At 71.4% G+C, this 16,962-nt stretch carries 19 protein-coding genes and 1 pseudogene; 12 read left to right on the plus strand and 8 right to left on the minus strand.

All coding sequences use genetic code 11. The features are described from left to right. Nucleotides 1-68 precede the first annotated feature (68 nt). From ABR738_RS04820 to ABR738_RS04850, 7 genes and pseudogenes are all read left to right on the plus strand, one after another. Nucleotides 69-1,445, plus strand: a complete 1,377-nt coding sequence (locus ABR738_RS04820) for a D-alanyl-D-alanine carboxypeptidase family protein (protein ID WP_350228717.1) — start codon at nt 69-71, stop codon at nt 1,443-1,445. 90 nt (nt 1,446-1,535) lie between these two features. After that, nucleotides 1,536-2,102, plus strand: coding sequence for a DUF2165 domain-containing protein (locus tag ABR738_RS04825; protein WP_350228718.1), 567 nt, complete (start codon nt 1,536-1,538; stop codon nt 2,100-2,102). 507 nt (nt 2,103-2,609) lie between these two features. After that, nucleotides 2,610-3,086, plus strand: a complete 477-nt coding sequence (locus tag ABR738_RS04830) for a hypothetical protein (RefSeq protein ID WP_350234425.1) — start codon at nt 2,610-2,612, stop codon at nt 3,084-3,086. Between the two features lie 80 nt (nt 3,087-3,166). Beyond that, entirely contained in the window at nt 3,167-3,793 is a 627-nt protein-coding gene (locus ABR738_RS04835) for a toxin (RefSeq protein WP_350234426.1), read from the plus strand. A gap of 92 nt (nt 3,794-3,885) precedes the next feature. After that, nucleotides 3,886-5,134, plus strand: a pseudogene (locus ABR738_RS04840) (MAB_1171c family putative transporter). Further along, a complete protein-coding gene (locus ABR738_RS04845) occupies nt 5,131-5,730 on the plus strand; it encodes a hypothetical protein (protein WP_350228719.1) in 600 nt (199 codons plus the stop codon). The pseudogene ABR738_RS04840 and the gene ABR738_RS04845 overlap by 4 nt, the downstream one beginning before the upstream one ends. Nucleotides 5,731-5,954: 224 nt before the next feature. Further along, nucleotides 5,955-6,563: a histidine phosphatase family protein gene (locus ABR738_RS04850; protein ID WP_350228720.1), complete on the plus strand. Its 609-nt coding sequence runs from the start codon at nt 5,955-5,957 to the stop codon at nt 6,561-6,563. Nucleotides 6,564-6,672: 109 nt separating this feature from the next. Here ABR738_RS04850 and ABR738_RS04855 read toward each other — a convergent pair whose 3' ends face one another. The 4 genes from ABR738_RS04855 to ABR738_RS04870 form a co-directional block, all read right to left on the minus strand. Further along, nucleotides 6,673-7,482, minus strand: a complete 810-nt coding sequence (locus ABR738_RS04855; RefSeq protein WP_350234427.1) for an ATP-grasp domain-containing protein — start codon at nt 7,480-7,482, stop codon at nt 6,673-6,675. Between the two features lie 212 nt (nt 7,483-7,694). Further along, nucleotides 7,695-8,633 carry an ATP-grasp domain-containing protein gene (locus ABR738_RS04860; protein WP_350228721.1) on the minus strand — a complete coding sequence of 313 codons (939 nt, stop codon included), beginning with the start codon at nt 8,631-8,633 and terminating at the stop codon, nt 7,695-7,697. Nucleotides 8,634-8,738: 105 nt separating this feature from the next. Then, complete coding sequence (locus tag ABR738_RS04865) at nt 8,739-9,716, minus strand: DUF6397 family protein (protein WP_350228722.1); 978 nt, start codon at nt 9,714-9,716, stop codon at nt 8,739-8,741. A gap of 122 nt (nt 9,717-9,838) precedes the next feature. Then, nucleotides 9,839-10,261 carry a roadblock/LC7 domain-containing protein gene (locus tag ABR738_RS04870; protein WP_350228723.1) on the minus strand — a complete coding sequence of 141 codons (423 nt, stop codon included), beginning with the start codon at nt 10,259-10,261 and terminating at the stop codon, nt 9,839-9,841. Nucleotides 10,262-10,387: 126 nt separating this feature from the next. On the opposite strand from ABR738_RS04870, the gene ABR738_RS04875 reads away from it, so the two are divergent. Next, nucleotides 10,388-10,990 (plus strand): class I SAM-dependent methyltransferase, encoded by a 603-nt coding sequence (locus ABR738_RS04875; protein ID WP_350228724.1) that lies wholly within the window; start codon nt 10,388-10,390, stop codon nt 10,988-10,990. Between the two features lie 114 nt (nt 10,991-11,104). Here the strand turns inward: ABR738_RS04875 and ABR738_RS04880 are convergent, their stop codons facing one another. Continuing rightward, nucleotides 11,105-11,863, minus strand: coding sequence for an alpha/beta fold hydrolase (locus tag ABR738_RS04880; protein WP_350228725.1), 759 nt, complete (start codon nt 11,861-11,863; stop codon nt 11,105-11,107). Nucleotides 11,864-12,017: 154 nt separating this feature from the next. Here ABR738_RS04880 and ABR738_RS04885 point away from each other — a divergent pair, with 154 nt between their 5' ends. The 4 genes from ABR738_RS04885 to ABR738_RS04900 all read left to right on the plus strand — a co-directional run bounded on the left by ABR738_RS04885 (nt 12,018) and on the right by ABR738_RS04900 (nt 14,825). Continuing rightward, the gene (locus tag ABR738_RS04885) at nt 12,018-12,539 is read left to right on the plus strand and encodes a PadR family transcriptional regulator (protein WP_350228726.1); all 522 of its coding nucleotides are present in this window, start codon (nt 12,018-12,020) and stop codon (nt 12,537-12,539) included. Between the two features lie 172 nt (nt 12,540-12,711). Further along, nucleotides 12,712-12,978: a hypothetical protein gene (locus tag ABR738_RS04890; protein WP_350228727.1), complete on the plus strand. Its 267-nt coding sequence runs from the start codon at nt 12,712-12,714 to the stop codon at nt 12,976-12,978. A 150-nt stretch (nt 12,979-13,128) separates the two neighbouring features. Next, on the plus strand, nt 13,129-14,160 hold the full coding sequence (locus ABR738_RS04895) for a hypothetical protein (protein WP_350228728.1): 1,032 nt from the start codon (nt 13,129-13,131) through the stop codon (nt 14,158-14,160). A gap of 206 nt (nt 14,161-14,366) precedes the next feature. Continuing rightward, nucleotides 14,367-14,825: an SAM-dependent methyltransferase gene (locus ABR738_RS04900; RefSeq protein WP_350234429.1), complete on the plus strand. Its 459-nt coding sequence runs from the start codon at nt 14,367-14,369 to the stop codon at nt 14,823-14,825. Nucleotides 14,826-14,865: 40 nt separating this feature from the next. On the opposite strand, the gene ABR738_RS04905 is transcribed toward ABR738_RS04900, so the two are convergent. The 3 genes from ABR738_RS04905 to ABR738_RS04915 all read right to left on the minus strand — a co-directional run bounded on the left by ABR738_RS04905 (nt 14,866) and on the right by ABR738_RS04915 (nt 16,855). Further along, the gene (locus tag ABR738_RS04905) at nt 14,866-15,429 is read right to left on the minus strand and encodes an MOSC domain-containing protein (protein WP_350228729.1); all 564 of its coding nucleotides are present in this window, start codon (nt 15,427-15,429) and stop codon (nt 14,866-14,868) included. A gap of 76 nt (nt 15,430-15,505) precedes the next feature. Further along, nucleotides 15,506-15,688 (minus strand): tail-anchor membrane protein, encoded by a 183-nt coding sequence (locus ABR738_RS04910; RefSeq protein WP_350228730.1) that lies wholly within the window; start codon nt 15,686-15,688, stop codon nt 15,506-15,508. Between the two features lie 120 nt (nt 15,689-15,808). Beyond that, on the minus strand, nt 15,809-16,855 hold the full coding sequence (locus ABR738_RS04915) for a fatty acid desaturase family protein (RefSeq protein WP_350234430.1): 1,047 nt from the start codon (nt 16,853-16,855) through the stop codon (nt 15,809-15,811). Nucleotides 16,856-16,962: the final 107 nt, after the last annotated feature.

The following is a 16,962-nucleotide window of genomic DNA, read 5'->3' on the forward strand; positions in this document are numbered from 1 at the left end:
AAGGTCCGGACGGGTCGGAGCGCACCCGGGAGTTCGGCGCGCCCCCGGTCCAGGGCGACGACCGCACCATGACGCTGACAGCGCCGACCGGAGCCACCCCGCCCCCGAACGCGCCCGCGACCGGCGGCCCGGCGGGCGCCCCACCGCCACTCGACCTGCTGGCCCAGCTCACCAACACCCCGCCCAAACCCGAGACACCTGTCCGCACGGTGGCGCGCAGGATCAAGATCTGGGGCACGCTCGCCGTGCTGCTCGCCATCGTCGTCGTGACGGTCCAGGCGTTGCGTCCGCTCCCGGCGCCGGCCCTCGAACTCACCGTCCCGGCGAGCCACACCGCGGGCGGCGGCGCACTGTCGTTGCCGTGGCCGACGGAGGGCCAGGCCGTGGTGGACATCGACGGCCTTGGCCGGATGGGCACGTACGGGGAGATGAAACCGCTCCCCATCGGCAGCGTCGCCAAGGTCATGACCACCTACCTGATCCTGCGGGACCACCCACTGAAGCCCGGCGACAAGGGCCCGATGATCCCGGTCGACCAGAAGGCGCAGGACGACTACACCACCGGTGTCCCGCAGAGGGAGTCGGTGGTCGAGGTCAAGGCGGGCCAGCAAATCTCCGAACGGGAGGCCCTGCAAGCCGTCATGCTGCCCTCGGCCAACAACGTCGCCCGCCTGCTGGCCCGTTGGGACGCGTCGACGGAGGAGACGTTCATCAAGAAGATGAACGACACAGCCAAGGAATTCGGGATGACCAACACCACGTACACGGACGCGAGCGGTCTGAAGGAATCCACCGTCAGCACCGCGGAGGACCAGGTGAAGCTCGGCAAGCGGGCGATGGCCGTCCCGACGTTCCGCGAGATCACGCGGCTGCCCTCGTACACGTCGACCACGACGTCGGGCGGCAGCACCGTCGAAACCGCGAGGACCCAGCGCAACTTCAACTCGCTCGTGCCCCTGTACGGCGTCGTGGGCATCAAGACGGGATCCACGACCAAGGCGGGCGGCAACCTGCTGTTCGCCGCGGAGAAGACGGTCGGCGACAGCAAGCAGCTGATCATCGGCGCTGTGTTCGGCCAGCACAAGCCGAACATCATCGAGACGGCGACCGCCGCGAGCAAGAACCTGATCCTCGCGGCGGGCAAGTCGCTCAGGAACGAGACCGTGGTGAAGAAGGGCGAGGTGGTCGGCCGGATGGACGACGGCCTCGGCGGTACGGTCCCGGTCGTGGCGGCCAAGGACTTGGCGGTCCCCGTCTGGTCCGGCGCCGCCGTCGGGATCAAGCTGACGGACGACGGCAAGAAGCTGCCACACAGCGCCAAGGCGGGCACGGTGGTGGGCACACTGACCGTGGGCGGCGGCACCGGTGAGGTGAAGGTGCCCGTCACGCTCAGGGACGACCTGTCGGAGCCGTCGTTCGGGTCGAAGATCACCCGGCTCGGCTGATCGGGCATGCTGAGGGCCGGGCGCCCGGAACAAGCCGCGCGCCCGGCACGGCAATTCGGCTCGGCGCGTCCGAGGGGAAGGGAGTCCGCGATGGCCTCCAGGTTCAGGTTCGGGGCTCGCGGCGGGGGCGGTGCGCGGCCCGGGCGCGCGGCCGGGCTCCCGGCGCTGCCGCTCGCCGCGGCGCTGCTCACCGCCACGGTGGCGCTGTACATAACACTGGTCGCGTTCGGCAACATCACCGACTTCGACACCAACCGCCAGTTCGTGCGGCACGTCCTGGCGATGGACACGACGTTCAAGGACCCGGACCTGATGTGGCGGGCCATCACGTCGCACACGCTTCAGGACATCGCGTACGTCCTGATCATCGCCTGGGAGACCGTGGCGGCGCTGATCCTCATCGTCGCCGTCGTCGCGTGGGCCGCCGGGCTCCGCGGCAGGGCCGGGCTCGGCCGGGCCAGGCGGCTGAGCACCGCGGGGCTGCTGATGGTGCTGCTGCTGTTCGGGGCCGGGTTCATGGCGGTCGGCGGCGAGTGGTTCGCTATGTGGCAGTCGAAGGCATGGAACGGCCTGGACGCGGCGGCCCGCAACTTCGTGGTGGCGGGCCTGGTCCTCGTACTCGTCCATCTGCCGGGCGCCAACGAGTCGGCGGACTGAGGCAGTTGCCGTCGGCGGAGCGTCCGCCGACAGGGCGGACACCCGGTCGCGCGCGGCCGGGGACCGAGCCGGGTACGGCTCGCGTTCGAGCGGATCCGGCCGACTCTTCGCCGGGCCCGGTCGCCACACCGCGCAGACAAGGTGCATAATGCATGTGTAGCCCTTCGCGCCTCCCCCGTCGCGAAGGGCTACATCTATGTGCCCTGACTGGTGCACCCTGAGCACAACAAGCGCGCAGGGCACAGCAGCCACTCGAGCAAGGAACTCCCCTCGTGGCTCCTTGTTCGTGTTTTTTCGAGTTAACAGTGACGTAGAGTGTTTCCGCAAGTCCAGTTCGGACCACGGCGGGAGTTGCTCCGGTTTGTCGCCCGGGGGTGGTGGCCGACGGCCCGCCCGCAAGCCGGGCGCCTGCATCAAGGTCGGTTAAAGTACCAATCCGTTGACCGAATCGAACATCGCGCATCGTCGGACAGCGCACCAGCGGCGGGCGTGGACGTGGGGACCCTGATGGACAACGGCGAAGAGCGCACTCCCGACTTGAGGACGTTGCGCCAGAAGGTCGAGTACATGGTCGAAAAGACCTTCCCCGGAGAGAAGATCTCCGGCCGGGTCTTCGCCGATCTGGTCAAGGAGCGCGGAGGCTCCCTCTCGCACAGCTACTTCTCCAACATCCTCGCCGGGAAGGTCACCCACCCTTCCGAAGACATCCTGAAGGCGCTCGGACTCGGCTTCGGCGTCGACTGGCGCTTCTTCAAGGACGAGTCCGAAGTGGTCGACGACGTCGTCGCCGGGTTGCAGTTCCTCGCGAAGCGGCGTACCGGGGAGATCAGCGGTTTCGCGGGCCGTGGCATCGACGACGACGGGCTCGACCCGGAGCTGCTTCAGTTCGTCCTCTCCCTCCTCGAGGACAACAAGGACAGCAAGGACAGCGGGTACGGGCGGGACAACGGGCACGAGGCCGCCCCCGGTGGACAGCCCGGGTAGCCGACTCCGCGTATTCACGATGATTGGCTAGGATCGCAGACCGCTTGTCACACACGCGTGACTACGATCAAGAGGTCTCCATGTCCATGCGCGAGCTGCGGAAAGAGTGCGAAGCCGGACTGGCGGATCTGTCCATCCCGGCCCCGTTCAGCATCCCCGCTCTCGTGGCGAACATGGAAGAGGCCCGCGGCCGCACCATCACCCTGCACGAACTGCCCGACCGGCTGGCCCGTGTGAACGCCGCCTGCGGTCTGCGCCTGAAGTCCGGCGGCACCAGTTTCGTACTCTACCGACGGCGCCCGACCGCCTACCAGACCCAGCACGTCATCCTGCACGAGCTGTGCCACGAATGGTTCGACCACGGCACGACGCTGAGCGCGACCCAGCTGCGCCGGCTGCTCCCCGTCTTCAACACTTCGCTGATCAACCGTGTGCTGGCCACCGACGAGCCGGCCGGACGGGCGGGGCCGCCCGAGAGCGATCCGGACGAGCTGCCCTACGAGGTCACCGAGGCGTTCCGCTCGGGCGGCCCCATCCAGGCGCGGGCCCAGTACGACACCCATGACGAGCGGATCGCCGAGTTCGGCGCGTCCCTCATCCCCCGGCTGGCCCGCGACGTGACGAGCGACGACATGGTCGGGCGGCTCGCCAACTCCCTGTCGCGCCCCGTGGCCCACCGCCGCCGCGGCTTCTTCCGCCGCTCCTAGCCGACCGGCCCGCCGCACCGCCGCACCGCCGCCTCCGCCCCGTACGCCCCCTCCGCCCCTCCGTCCCCCGCTCGTGACCCCGAGGAATACCCGTGACCGCGCTGGACCTTGCCGGCTACCTCATAGCCGGCCTGATGACCGCCGTCGCCCTGTGGCGGATGCCCGCAGCACTCTGGGGCGACGAGGAGGACAAACGCAGACGTGCCTTGTGGGGCTGTTACGCCGGCTTCGCCGTGGCCCTGTGGACCAAGACGAAGGTCGTACGCATCGGGCTCAACAACAGCCCTGTGGTGGACCTCGCCGTACTGATCAAGCACTACACGGCGACCATCGCGATCCTGGCGATCCTCAGCTACATCGTCGCCATCTACGGCCACTTCCCGAAGGACGGCGTCATCCCCCGGCACGTCCGGTTCGCGCGGCTGATCCAGCAGGTGGCCACCAAGGCGTCCGTCGCCACGCTGATCCTGTTCGACCGTGCTCTTCTTCACAGTGGTCGACCGCTCCTACGCCTCGGACCGCTTCGTGTCCGACCATGCCGGGCAATGGGGCGCCACGCTCTACATGAGCGTGTTCTACCTGTACTTGGGGGCGGCGTCCGCCGTCTGTGCCTACCAGTGGGCGCTCGCCACCGTCGGCGCCGGGACCCGTCATCTGCGCGTCGGGCTCGGCATGATGACGTTCGCCATGTTCATCGGCGTCGGCTACACCGTGAGCCGCACGCTGTTCCTGTGGGTCAGCGTCATCGACCAGCCGAGCCCGGCCTTCGCCCTGAAGTTCGACGAGGTCACCGAGGCCGCCCAGGTCGTCCTCTTCGCGTTCTTCGCGCTGGGCGCCTCCATCCCCGCCTTCAGCAAGGGCTGGCGGAGGGTGCGGCTGTGGCGGGCGCAGGCCAGCCTGCATCCGCTGTGGCGGGAGCTGATGACCGCCTTCCCCGACCAGCCCTTCGAGCCGCCTGCTTCCCTGGCCCGGGAACTGACCCGCTTCGGCACCCCGGCGGACCTGAGGATCGACCGATGGGCCGCCGACATCGCGGACGCCGTCGAGAAACTGCGCCACTACGTGCCGGACAGTCTGCTCCCGGCCGCCAAGCGGGCCGCCTCGCACGACAGCCCGGCGCCCGAGGACACGGGTCCGCTGGCCGAGGCGTACTGGATCAAGGCGGCGCTTGCCGCCAAGGCCGGCGGCGCCCCGGCCGGCGAGGCCGCCGTCGTGGAGACCAAGCACGCCACCGACCAGGACGGCGAAGTAGCCCGGCTGGTACGGGTGGCCGCCGCCTTCCGGACCGTCAGCGGCGAACGGGCCCGTGGCGTCCTGGACTCCCTGGAGAAGACCGCGTGAGTGAGACCCTGACCGGGGCCGACAACCGTACGGCGGCCACGGCCCGCGCCATCACCGACGTCCTGCAACCCCGCAATGTGCTGCTCGTCGGCATGCTCGGCATCGGCCTCGCGGCGGCCGGCGAGTGGAGCGGACTTCTGTGGGGGCTGCTCGGTGCGCTGTGCGCCGGGCTCGTCCCGGCCGGCTACATCGAGTGGGAGCGCAAGCGGGGAACGTGGGGCGACCGGCATGTCGTCGACCGCACCAAGCGCGCCCCGATCTTCTTCGTGATCCTCGGCTCGATCGGGGCCGGCTCGGTCGTGATGGTCCTGGGCCACGCGCCCACCGGCATTCTGGCCGCCATGCTCGCGCTGTGGGTGATGACCATCTTCCTGCTGGCCGTGAACACGGTCTGGAAGATCTCCGTGGACTCCGCCGTCGCCTCGGCGGTCGTCGCGCTGCTCGCCGTGGTGCACTCGCCCTGGTGGCTGGCGGCCTACGCGATCACCTTCGCGGTGTGCTGGTCCCGGGTGGCCCTGGGCTACCACACGGTCATGCAGACGGTCGCGGGCGGCGCGCTCGGCGCGGCCACGGCGGCGGCCTTCCTGTTCCTCTGACGCCGCGTCCGACCTGGCGCGAGGGCGCGAGGGCGCGTCGGGCCGCAGCACGGGCGCGGGCGGCGGGCGGCCGGTCGGGTGTGACGCGTGAGACACACGTGAGGTAGGCAACGCCCGACACGCCCATCCGCCCGGAATGCCGTCGGCCCTCTTAAGGTTGTCCCCGCGTACGGCCGGGGCGGTACCGGCTGGGGGGACGCACACGGAGAACGGAACGCACAGCCATGGGTGAGTTGATCCTCGTACGTCACGGGGAGACCGAATGGTCACGGTCGGGACAGCACACGAGCTACACCGACCTGCCGCTCACGGCACACGGAGAGGAACAGGCCCGCACGGTCGCGCCGCTGCTCGCCGGGCGGCACATCGGCCTCGCCCTGGCCAGCCCGCTCCAACGGGCCCTGCACACCGCCGAGTTGGCCGGATTCAAGGACCCGCGCGTCACGCCGGACCTCCAGGAATGGGACTATGGCGGTGATGAAGGCGTCACCACTGTGGAGATCCACCGCACCCGTCCCGACTGGAACCTCTGGAGCGACGGCGTCGCTCCCGGTCCCGCCGAGCATCCCGGGGAGAGCCCGGCCGAGGTGGGAGCGCGGGCCGACCGGGTCCTCGCCGAGGTCGCGCCCGCCCTGCACGACGGCGACGAGGACGTCGTCCTGTTCGCCCACTCTCACTTCCTGCGCGTTCTGACCGCCCGCTATCTGGGCCTTCCGGCGTCCGGCGGAGCCCTGTTCGTGCTCGACACCGGGGCGATGTCCCGGCTCGGACGCGAGCACGAACGCCCCGTGATCACCGCCTGGAACACCGTGGCGCAGCCCACCGCGCACTGACGCGCGCCCTGGGCGCCGGCCCGCCAGCACCGACGGGGCCGCGCGCGACGGCGGGGCGAAACGGTCGCGCAGCCGCGCGGTCAGCGGCAGCGTGGCGCGCGGCGGTCCGTCAGGCCGCAGCGACCGCTTCCCGGGCCCTGCGCAGCGCCAGCGCCGCCAGGGCCTCGGGGGCGCCTGCCTGTCCCCGGATGCCCGGAAACGCGTTGATGTCCACGATCAGCGGCGTGCCGTCTCCGGTGTCTATGACATCGACCCCGTAGACGTCGAGCTCGAAGACCTCACCCACCCTCGCGGCCAACTCGGCCCAGCCGCGCGGCAGTTCACCGGGCGCGAGCGGGAGCGTGGGCCCCCGGCCCTCGGGGGCGAGCTCGGAGCGGCGCAGCGCCGAGAAGACCGTGCCGTCGATCACCCACAGTTTGTGGTCATAGCCGTTGCTCTCCGCGAACCGCTGCGCCACGACGGGCTCGTCCCCCCAGGAACCGGCCAGCTCGGTCAGCCGCGCCTGACTGTCGACGCGCGCCACGAGGTCGTGCCGGCGACTGTGCCGGCTCTTCACCACCAACGGGGGCATCGGTCTTCCGGCGGCCGCGAGGTCGGTGAGCGAGTCGAAGGTATGGGTCGGCGAGAACGGCAGGCCGGCCTGCCCCGCCCGCTCGGCCATGAACGTACGGTCCTGACAGAGCCCGGTCGCCCGGGCCGAATTGATCACCTCGGCCCCACGTGACTCCAGCGCCCGGGCCAGCGTGAGCGCCCGAGGTGTACGCGACTTCAGCAGGTACACGTCCGCGAGCGGCCCCAGAACGTCGAGCTCGGCCGTCTCCGGATGGAGCGCCACCACCCGGTGCTCCCCCTTGAGCAGCGTCGTGGTCGCGGCGAGCAACGGATGATCCGGCTCCGGCGTAATGAGCCCGACCGTCACAGCGGCCCGCGCCGACCGCCGCCCGGCCCTCGTCGCGCTACCGTCCTGCTCCCGCCGCCCCGGCGTCACACCGCGGTTGCCCCGCAATGGACCCGTCACATTCTGACCGGCCCCCTGCGGCCCGACCGTCACAGCGGCCCGCGCCTCCCGCTGACGCTCGGCCGCCTCCACGTTCTCCGGCGCCCCCGGCCCGGCCGCCGCCGTCATGTGGCTCACCGGACCTCACCCGCTCCCGCCGACGTCCGGACCGGCCGTGCGCCGGCGGTCGCCGCCTCGTTCGCGAACGGCTGCTTGGGTATGTGTCCGGCGCCGGAGACGAAGGCCGCGGCGGCGACCGCGCTGCCCGTGCGGGCCAGTTCGAGCACGGCCCTGGCCACCTTGGCCGCCGCGTCCGGGACCTGGCGGAAGCTCGGGAAGTCGTTCACATCGACGACCACGGGCCCGTCCGGGCCGAGCAGCACGTCCACCCCGTACAGGTCGAGGCCGTAAACCGCACCGACCTGGTCGACCATGGCGGCCACTTCGGCGGGCAACGGTACGTGCCGTTCGCGCACACCCCGGTCGGGGTGGAGCGGTGAGCGGCGCTCCGTCGCGTACAGCTCACCCCCGACGCAGTACACCTTCAGGTCGACGCCCGAGTTGGGGATGTAGGGCTGGGCTATGAGCATTCCTTCGCCTGCCAGGTCGGGCAGCATCGAAGCCAGCCGGTCCGGCGACGGCACGAGGTGCACGGCCCGCCCCGAGCTCCCGTCGGCGGGCTTCACCACCAGCGGGTACTGCGAGTCCGGGATCTCCAGGAGCAGTTCGGGTCTGGCCGCCGCGTACGTCATCGGCACCGGCAGGCCCCGGCTGCGCCCGATGGCCGACGCGAGCGCCTTGTCCCGCACCCCCCGGATGGACCGCACGTCGTTGACCGTGGTCAGCCCCACCGCCGCGGCGGCCTCCAGGAGCGGGAGCCCCGGGCCGCCGGAGACGGTCTTGAGCACCCAGGCGTCGTGGCTGCCCGCCTGGACCGCCTCGGACATCCGCAGCAGCGAGCCGCCCGGCCGGACCACATCGACCTGGTGGCCCCAGGCATCGAGTTGGCGGATCACCTCCACGGGCATGCCGTCATGGCGGTAGTGCTCTTCCACCAGGAAGCAGAGCCTCATCGACCTTCCCCGTAACGCCCGGACGTCCGCCGATCCCGTCCGGCGAGCTGTGACGTCACAGGATGTCATGAACCCCACCCCGATCGCCTCCCCGCCCCGGCCCGGCTACTTTCGCCGCCGTAGTCGCCGCAGCAGACTCCGCTGTACCGGCGCTCCCCTCTCCGGGGCGGACCGGCGCCCGGCGTGACGCGGCGCGGCGGCGGGGTCCGGCCCCGCCTGCCCAAAGGGCCACGGAGCCGGCGCCTGCCCGGTCAACTCGGTGCCCGGCTCCACCGCCGGGTCGGCGAGGGGACGGGGGGCCGGGCCCTGGTCGCGGGCGTCCGCGAGCGCTTCCACCAGACGCGAGCGGTACCACTCGATCTCGTCCGGCTCGTCCGCGAGGAGCAGCCGGTCAACGACGCCCTGGGCGATCGCGGACTCGGGATGCACGTGGAACGTATCGGGGCACAGCCGCCGCAAGCAGGCCCGCTCATAGGGATCCCGGACGATTTCCGCGAGGTGCGCGCCATCGAGGGCGGAGGCGACCGCTGCCGCCAGTTCCCACTGGTCGTCGCTCTGGCGGGCGAGCATCGCGAGCCTTCGGCTGCGCCAGTTGCGCGCCCGCCAGTCCTGCGCGCCCGCGGGCTCCGGGTGGCGGCCGCTCAACAACTGCGGTGCACGCACGGCCAGTTCGACAAGTTCGTCCGCCAAGTACAACCAGACAACCGCGCGGTAGCGGTTGAGGTAGCACCGCACCGGCGTGAGATGGCCGGTGCGGGCCAGCTTGGTGAAGCGCCCTGGTGCGACCCCGAGCAGGTCGGCGCCTTCGCGCGTGCCGACGGTCCGCACCCGTTCGCGCAGGCCCTGCGGAAAATCCCGGGCGGCTCTGAGGCGGGCCACCTCGCGCGCGGTGACCCGCCGACGGCCGCCGCCCGGATCCGGCACGGTGCGGATGTGCCCCAGCTGCACGGCGAGGTCGAACTCGCCGCGCCTGAGCTCCAGTTCGCGAGCGGCGGCGCCGGGTGCGAGGCGCGTCCCGGCCGGGGCCGCCGCACCGGCGGCCACTGCGGGCACGATGGCGTTCTTGGTGGTGCTTACGGTCATCGGATCCTCCCCCGTGAGGAACGAGCATTCCTGGCGAATACTCTCGGTGACGACCGTAACCCGCCGCACGGGCATCCCGCTCGGCCTGTGGACAACTCAATCCCGCCGCGCGAAACGCCAGTTCAGAAGGGTGCGCCTCCCAAGTCGCCGGAGGCTCCCGGCTGCCTGGCCGCCACCGAAAGGTGCTCGCCCACCCGGTTGACCAACAGCGTCATCTCGTACGCGATCTGGCCGATGTCGGCCTGCGCCGAACCGAGCACGCACAGACAGCTCCCTTCGCCCGCAGCGGTGACGAACAGGACGCCCTCATCGAATTCGATCATGGTCTGGCGCACCTTGCCCGCCCGGAAGTGCAGGCCAGAGCCTTTGGCGAGGCTGTGCAGACCGGAGGAGACGGCGGCCAGGTGCTCCGCGTCCTCACGCTCAAGACCCGAACTCGCGGCGGTCACCAGACCGTCGTTCGACAGCACGATCGCGTGCCGTACGTACTCGACCCGCCGGGTCAGGTCGTCGAGCAGCCAGTCGAGTTCCTTGCTCAGTGCCATGTCAAGCCTCCCCGTTCAAGCAATTCCCCGTTCCCCGTTCCTCTGCCACCCTTCACCACCCGCGCGCCACGGGCAAGCGGTACCGGGCGCCGGAGAGTCGGCCACGGGGTGGGGGATCATGGCGGTATGGCCGAAGACCACCACACACACGTCCAGGAATTCTTCGCCGCGCGGGCGGCCGACTGGGACCGCAGGTTCCCCGACGACGGCCCGGCGTACGCGGCGGCCGTCGCGGAACTGGGGCTCGCGGACGGCGACGCGGCGCTCGACGCGGGGTGCGGCACCGGCCGCGCCCTGGCGCCGCTGCGCACCGCGGTGGGCCCGCGCGGCACCGTCATCGGCGTGGACCTCACGCCCGAGATGATCGCCGAAGCCACCTCGGCCGGCCGCGATCAGTACGCCGCGCTGCTGCGCGCGGACGTGGCCCGTCTGCCGTTGCGATCGGCCTCCCTCGATGTCGTCTTCGGCGCCGGCCTGGTCTCCCACCTGGCCCAACCCGAGGCTGATCTGCGGGAGTTGGCGCGCGTCGTGCGTCCGGGCGGCCGCCTTGCCCTGTTCCACCCCATCGGCCGGGCGGCGCTCGCCGCCCGGCAGGGGCGCCGGATCACCGACGACGACCTGCGCGCCGAGCCACGCCTGCGACCGCTGCTCGCATCAGCCGGCTGGCGCCTGCTGTCGTACGCCGACGAGGACGAGCGCTACCTCGCGGTGGCCGTGCGTGAGGGATGAGGGGCAGCGAGGCGTGGCGGTCGCGGGCCGGGCGCCGGCCCGTGCCGGGGCGCGCACGCTGACCCCGGCCGCCTCCGTGTGCCGCTGGAGGCCCGTCCCGGCGGCCCGATCCCGTCAGCCCCGCCCTGCCACCTCTCGCACGAAGGCCTCGGGCTGATCGAACATGATGTTGTGTCCGGCGTCCGGGACAGCCACAACCCGGACGCCCGAGGCGACGAGTTCCGCGCGCCCGGTCAGCTCTCCGTCGAGTCCGCCCACCAAATAGGTGCGCTCGACCGGTAGTGCGCGCAGCAACTCGCGCATCGTCGGCCGCGTACCGCGCACGAGGGCGACAGCGGTGCGGTGCAGAGCCAGCGGATCGGCCAGCCGCATGGTCGCCGCCCACAGCGGACCGACGCGGGCGAGCACGTCTTCGAAGCCGGTACCCCGCGTGAACTCCTCCTCGGTGTACGACGCGATGCCGCTGCCGCCCGCCGAGACGGCCGGGTTCGGATCGAGGTTGGCCTCCGTCAGCACGAGCCGGGCGACGAGGTCGGGACGCCGGGCGGCGAGCACGATGGCCACCGCCCCGCCCATGCTGTGCGCCACCAGTTCGGCGCCCGTGACCCGCGCCGCGTCCAGCGCCGCCGCGAGGGCGTCCGCGTGCTCCTCCAGGGTGTAGCCGAAGCTCGCGGGGCGGTCACTGAGGCCGTGACCGGGCAGGTCGACGAAGAGCTGTCGCCGCCCCGCGAGCGCGAGATGGCCGGCGATATGCGCGTGGTAGACGGCCGACATGGAGCCCAGGCCGTGCGCATATACGAGCGCGCGCCCCTCCCCCGCGCACTCCGTCCACCGGATTTGGCTCCCCCGCCCGTCGAACTCCGCCTGCCGCATGAGCGCTCCCCGTTCTCCGATCACCTGGCGGGCGCCGGTCCGGGCGCCGTCGTGACACCCGGGACCGCTCGCCGCGCCCCGTCCGGGCCGACCATACATCGAGAACGTAGTACTACGTCAACGATGTACTTCACAGTTGAGGCAGAATGCGTGCATGCTCGAACTCGCCATCCTGGGATTCCTCCACGAAGCTCCGCTGCACGGCTATGAGCTGCGCAAGCGCATCACCGCGCTGACCGGCCATGTGCGCCCCGTCGGCGAAAGCACCCTCTATCCGGCGATCAAGCGGCTGGAGAAGGCGGGCCTGCTGGCCCGGGAGACTCAGCCGGGGGCGGCGGCAGCGCCCCGGCACACGCTGAGCCTCACGGCGGCGGGCCGCGTCGAGCTGACACGCCGGCTCGCCGCGCCCGACCGCCTCGACATCACCGACGAGAACCGCTGGTTCACGGTGCTCGCGTTTCTGCGCCATCTGTCCGCCCCGTCGGACCAGGCCGCCGTGCTGCGCCGCAGGCTGGCCTTCCTCGAGGAGCCGGCGAGCTTCTTCTACGACGGTGAACGTCCCATCAGCGCCGAGGAGTTGGACGATCCCTTCCGGCGCGGCATCCTCACGATCGCCCGGGCCACCAGCGCCGCCGAACTCAAGTGGCTCCGCGCCACGCTGCGTTCACTGGAGTGAGGCGGCTTTGGGGCGAGTCTCAGGTTCCGCTCCACAGGTCGGCCGGGGGCAAGTCGCCGACGCCGTCCTCTTTCTGCCGAGCGGGCACGACCCTACGTTGGGAGGACCACGGCAGAGATCGGCCCGCCGGACCTCGACGGGGCCGCACGCTGCCCGAGGAAAGGTGGTCCTGATGTTCGGGAGACCGCGCAAGACGGCTCGTTCGCAACCGGCCGCCGATCGCCACCACAACATCTTCGAGGCGGCGGCCGCATATGTGGCGGCCTGCGCGCTCGACGACCAGGACGCGCTGGAAGAGGCGGCGGGCTGGGTGTCGCCGGAAGCCCTGTCGTTCGGCGTACGCGAGCTGGCCTGCCGGGCGGTCGTCGCCCTGGCCAACGAGCGCGGCGAGTCCCCCGGTGCCACCGCCCGGGAGCTGATGGGCCTGCCGCCCTCCTGAGGAACGCCCCCCATAGGTGGCTTCCCGGCCCTCGACGTCCGCGTTACCCACTGGTTAAGGTGCGCCGACGAGCGAAGCGAAGGGGAGGATTCCGTAACCGGGACGGATGAGGCCGAAGCGGCCGCGGCCGCGACAGACGAGGCGCTGTATGTGCTCACGGCCGCGCTCCTGACACCCGCGCAGTTCCCGACTGTGCTCGGTGACGACTACCCCGAGGCGTGCGCGGCGCTCGGTCTCGGACCGTACGCCCAGGGCTACGGTCTCGTCCTCGGCCAGGACGGCTCGGGTGCGCGCTGGACGGTGGTCATCGACGACGTGTCGCTCGTGGCGGTCGCGATCGCGTCCTGGGACTGCGGAATGGAGTACGAGCTCTCGCCCGACGACCGCACCGTGGTGGCGGCGTTGCCGGGCTGGCCGCTGGAACTGGCCGTCTCGGCGCCCGGCGTCCCCGCCCCGCACGACCCGGAACCCGACCCGTCGGGTCCCCCCACGCTCACGCCGCCCGACACGAGCGAGTGGGGCCCGGCCCAGCGCCGTCTGGGCGCGGACGCCGTCGCCTTGCAATGGCCCACGTGGCGCGAGCAGTTGGACACCGACACGTTCGGCGCGCCGCCGGGGTCGGCCGCTTCGGGTTCGGCCGGATCGCGGGGGCCGTCGGCGGGTTCGGAGCCTGAGTCCGATCGGGGAGACGCCGAGGCGGGCGAGGGCGGCCGCGAAGGCCCGCGCACACCCGGCTCGCCTCGGGCAGCGGTCTTCCACGACGACGAGGGCGGCGTTCCCCACGACGAGGGCGGCGCCGAGGAGCCCGGCCACCGCGCCGGCCCCGACGCCATCACCTCCGCCGAGCGGCGGGGCGACCCGGAAGCCGGGGCCGATGGCCCCCACGCCGACGAGCACCGGCACGGCGACGGCCGGCGTTCGGGCGTCGGCCGGGCCCTTCGCGAGCTGCGCGGCTACCTCGAAGCCGCGCCGCCGGTCGGCCGCGTGCGGTCCGCGTTCGCGCCGGGCGGCGCCCGTACGCTGCGGGCCGACGGCCCGGGCTGGTCGCTGGTCGCCAGGACCGACGACGTCGCCTTCGTCCTCCTGGACGAGTGCCCCGGACACGTCCACCCGGTGGGCCGCGACGAGGACCTGCCCCCGCTCCTGGAATCCCTGGAGGCGATGGCGGTACGCCCGTCGTGAGGACGGCCCGGCCCGTCGGAACCGGGCTTCCCCCACGTCCGCTCTGTCAAGGCGTCTTGTCCTCCCGTCCAGTATCGTCCCCCGCGTGTCGATCAAGTGCCCCACGTGACAATGGGGTACGAGCCAACGGGGAAGGAAATGGCGTGACGAACAAGGTTGTTGAGGGCATCGCGGGTGAGACGGCGTCGGCCGTGAGCGGGGCCGACGTGGTGTGCCGGCCGGTGGGGTGGGTGGTCGGCGGCCGCACCGAGGTCGCCGATGACCACTGGGACCGCGAGACGGCCGTGATCCGGCTCGACGCCGAGCAGTTCGGACCCGAGGCCCTGTACGGCCTCAAGGACTTCTCCCACCTCGAAGTGGTCTTCCACTTCGACCGGGTGACGCCCGAGAAGATCGAGTCCGGCGCCCGGCGCCCGCGCAACAATCCGGAGTGGCCGCTGGTGGGCATCTTCGCCCAGCGGGGCAAGAACCGCCCCAACCGCCTCGGCGTCTCGCGCTGCCGCGTCCTCGCGGTCGAGGGACTTGAGGTGCGGGTCGCGGGACTGGACGCGGTGGACGGGACGCCGGTGCTCGACATCAAGCCGTATCTGGCGGAGTTCGGCCCGCGCGGTGAAACGGCGCAGCCCGAGTGGTCCGTGGAACTCATGCGGGACTACTACGAGTGAGACGGGTGACCGAGGCCTCGGTCACTTGGTGAGGGACCGTTCAGACCCGTTCCAGCGGGCGGTGCGGGCCCTCGGGCAGCTCGGCCGTGATGGTGTCGCCCGGCCGGATCTCACCGCCCGCGCGGACCACGCTCATGATCCCGGCCTTGCGCACGACGTTGCCGGCCTCGTCGCGGCCCACGACCTGCTTCAGGAGGCCGGCCTGGAAGCCCTCGATCTGAAGGCAGGGGTTGCGGAGCCCGGTGACCTCGACGACCGCGTCGGCGCCTATGCGCAGCAGGGTGCCGGTGGGCAGGGAGAGCAGATCGATGCCCTGGGTCGTCACGTTCTCGCCGAGTTGGCCGGGAGCCACCTCGAAGCCTTGCTCGGCGACCTCGTCGAACAGCTCGCGGTGGATCAGATGGACCTGGCGGAGGTTCGGCTGCGTCGGATCCTGGGCGACGCGTGAGCGGTGCTTGACCGTCACTCCCGCGTGCACGTCCCCCGCCACGCCGAGCCCTGGCAGCAGCGTGATGCTGTCCCGGTTCGGCTTGGTGAAGGAGTACTCACCGTTGCTGCTGACCGCTGTGACCGTGCCCGTTCCCGTGCCCGTGATCCCGCTCATCGTGCGGAGCTCCCCTCATTCCGTACCGCATGACGGATCCGAGCCTAACCCGGCGATCGACGGTGCCCCGTGGGCGCTAGCGGCCCAGCTCCTTGCGGGATATGTGCCGCAGCCGGCGCCGCTGGCCGGGATCCAGCATGAGGTACGCCGCCACCGGAACGCCGATCAGCACGAGCAGGGCGAACCAGAATCCGATCAGAGGGATCAGGATGAGCCCCGCCACGACTCCACCGGCGGCGATCATCGCGCGCTTCGACATGTCCGTCGCCTTCCTTTTCGCGGCCTGTGACCGCACTTCCTGTCTGGACAACGCCCGGCGGCCGCCACCGGTTCCAGCCGGCCCCACATTGTTGCGGGCACCCCCGCCGATCCCCTCGGCTCACTTCCGCAGCGGCGCTCCGACCTCGTGCATGTGCCCGAGCGCCTGCCGGTAGGAGTCGATCAATGAGGTCTGCGCGTAGGGGATGCCAAGGGCCGCGCAGTGGGCGCGCACCATCGGCTGGGCGAGCTTGAGGTGCGGGCGCGGCATGTTCGGAAAGAGGTGGTGCTCGATCTGGTAGTTCAGGCCGCCGAGGAACCAGTCGGTCAGGAGGCCGCCCCGTACGTTGCGCGAGGTCAGGACCTGCCGGCGCAGATGACCCCAGGCCGAGGCCTCGGCGTCGTCCGGGTCGGGCATCTCCATGCCCTTGTGGTTGGGGGCGAAGGTCATCCCGAGGTGCAGGCCGAACAGCGCGTGGTGCACCAGGGCGAACACGAGGGCCTTGCCCGGGGACATGACCGTCAGGAGCAGGGTCGCGTAGCCGGCGAGGTGGGCCAGGAGCAGGGGCGCCTCGACGGCCCGTTCGCGGGGCGGCTGGCGCTTGAGGTCCTGGAATCCGTACACCTTGAGGGCGATGCCCTCAAGGAGCAGCATGGGGAAGAAGAGCCGGGCCTGGTTGCGGGTGAGCCAGCGGGCGAAGCCCGCGCGCTGCTCGGCCTGGCGCTGGGTCCACACGAGCGCGCCGACTCCGACATCGGGGTCTTTGTCCACGTGGTTGGGGTTGGCGTGGTGGCGGTTGTGCTTGTCGTTCCACCAGGCGTAGCTCATGCCGAGCAACAGATCGCTGTGGAGCAGGCCGATGGCCCGGCCCGCGCCCTTGCCCCGGGTTATCTGGGCATGGCCCGCGTCGTGACCGAAGAACGCGCCGCGCGCCCAGAACACGGAGAGCGGGAGGGCGAACAGCAGGGTCCACCAGGTGTCGCCGGCGAGCTCCATCGCGGTGATCGTCGCACCCAGGGCCAGCAGGTTGACCACCATCCCGGTGACGTACCAGCCGACGCGCCGCTCGAGCAGGCCCCGCCCCTTCACCGCCTTGAGCAGGGGCGCGAACTCGCTGCCCGAACGTGGCTCGGCGGGGGCGCCCAGGCCCGTGGCGGGTTGCGGCATGGTCGCCTGTGACATGACGGCTCCGGTGGTCAAGAGGTCCCCCGCAGTTATCTGCGCTGACCTCACCGAACGTACGGAGCGGCGCCGCTGAGGACCATGGAGCCACC

It is taken from the genome of Streptomyces sp. Edi4, from assembly GCF_040253615.1.
Lineage (GTDB): Bacteria > Actinomycetota > Actinomycetes > Streptomycetales > Streptomycetaceae > Streptomyces.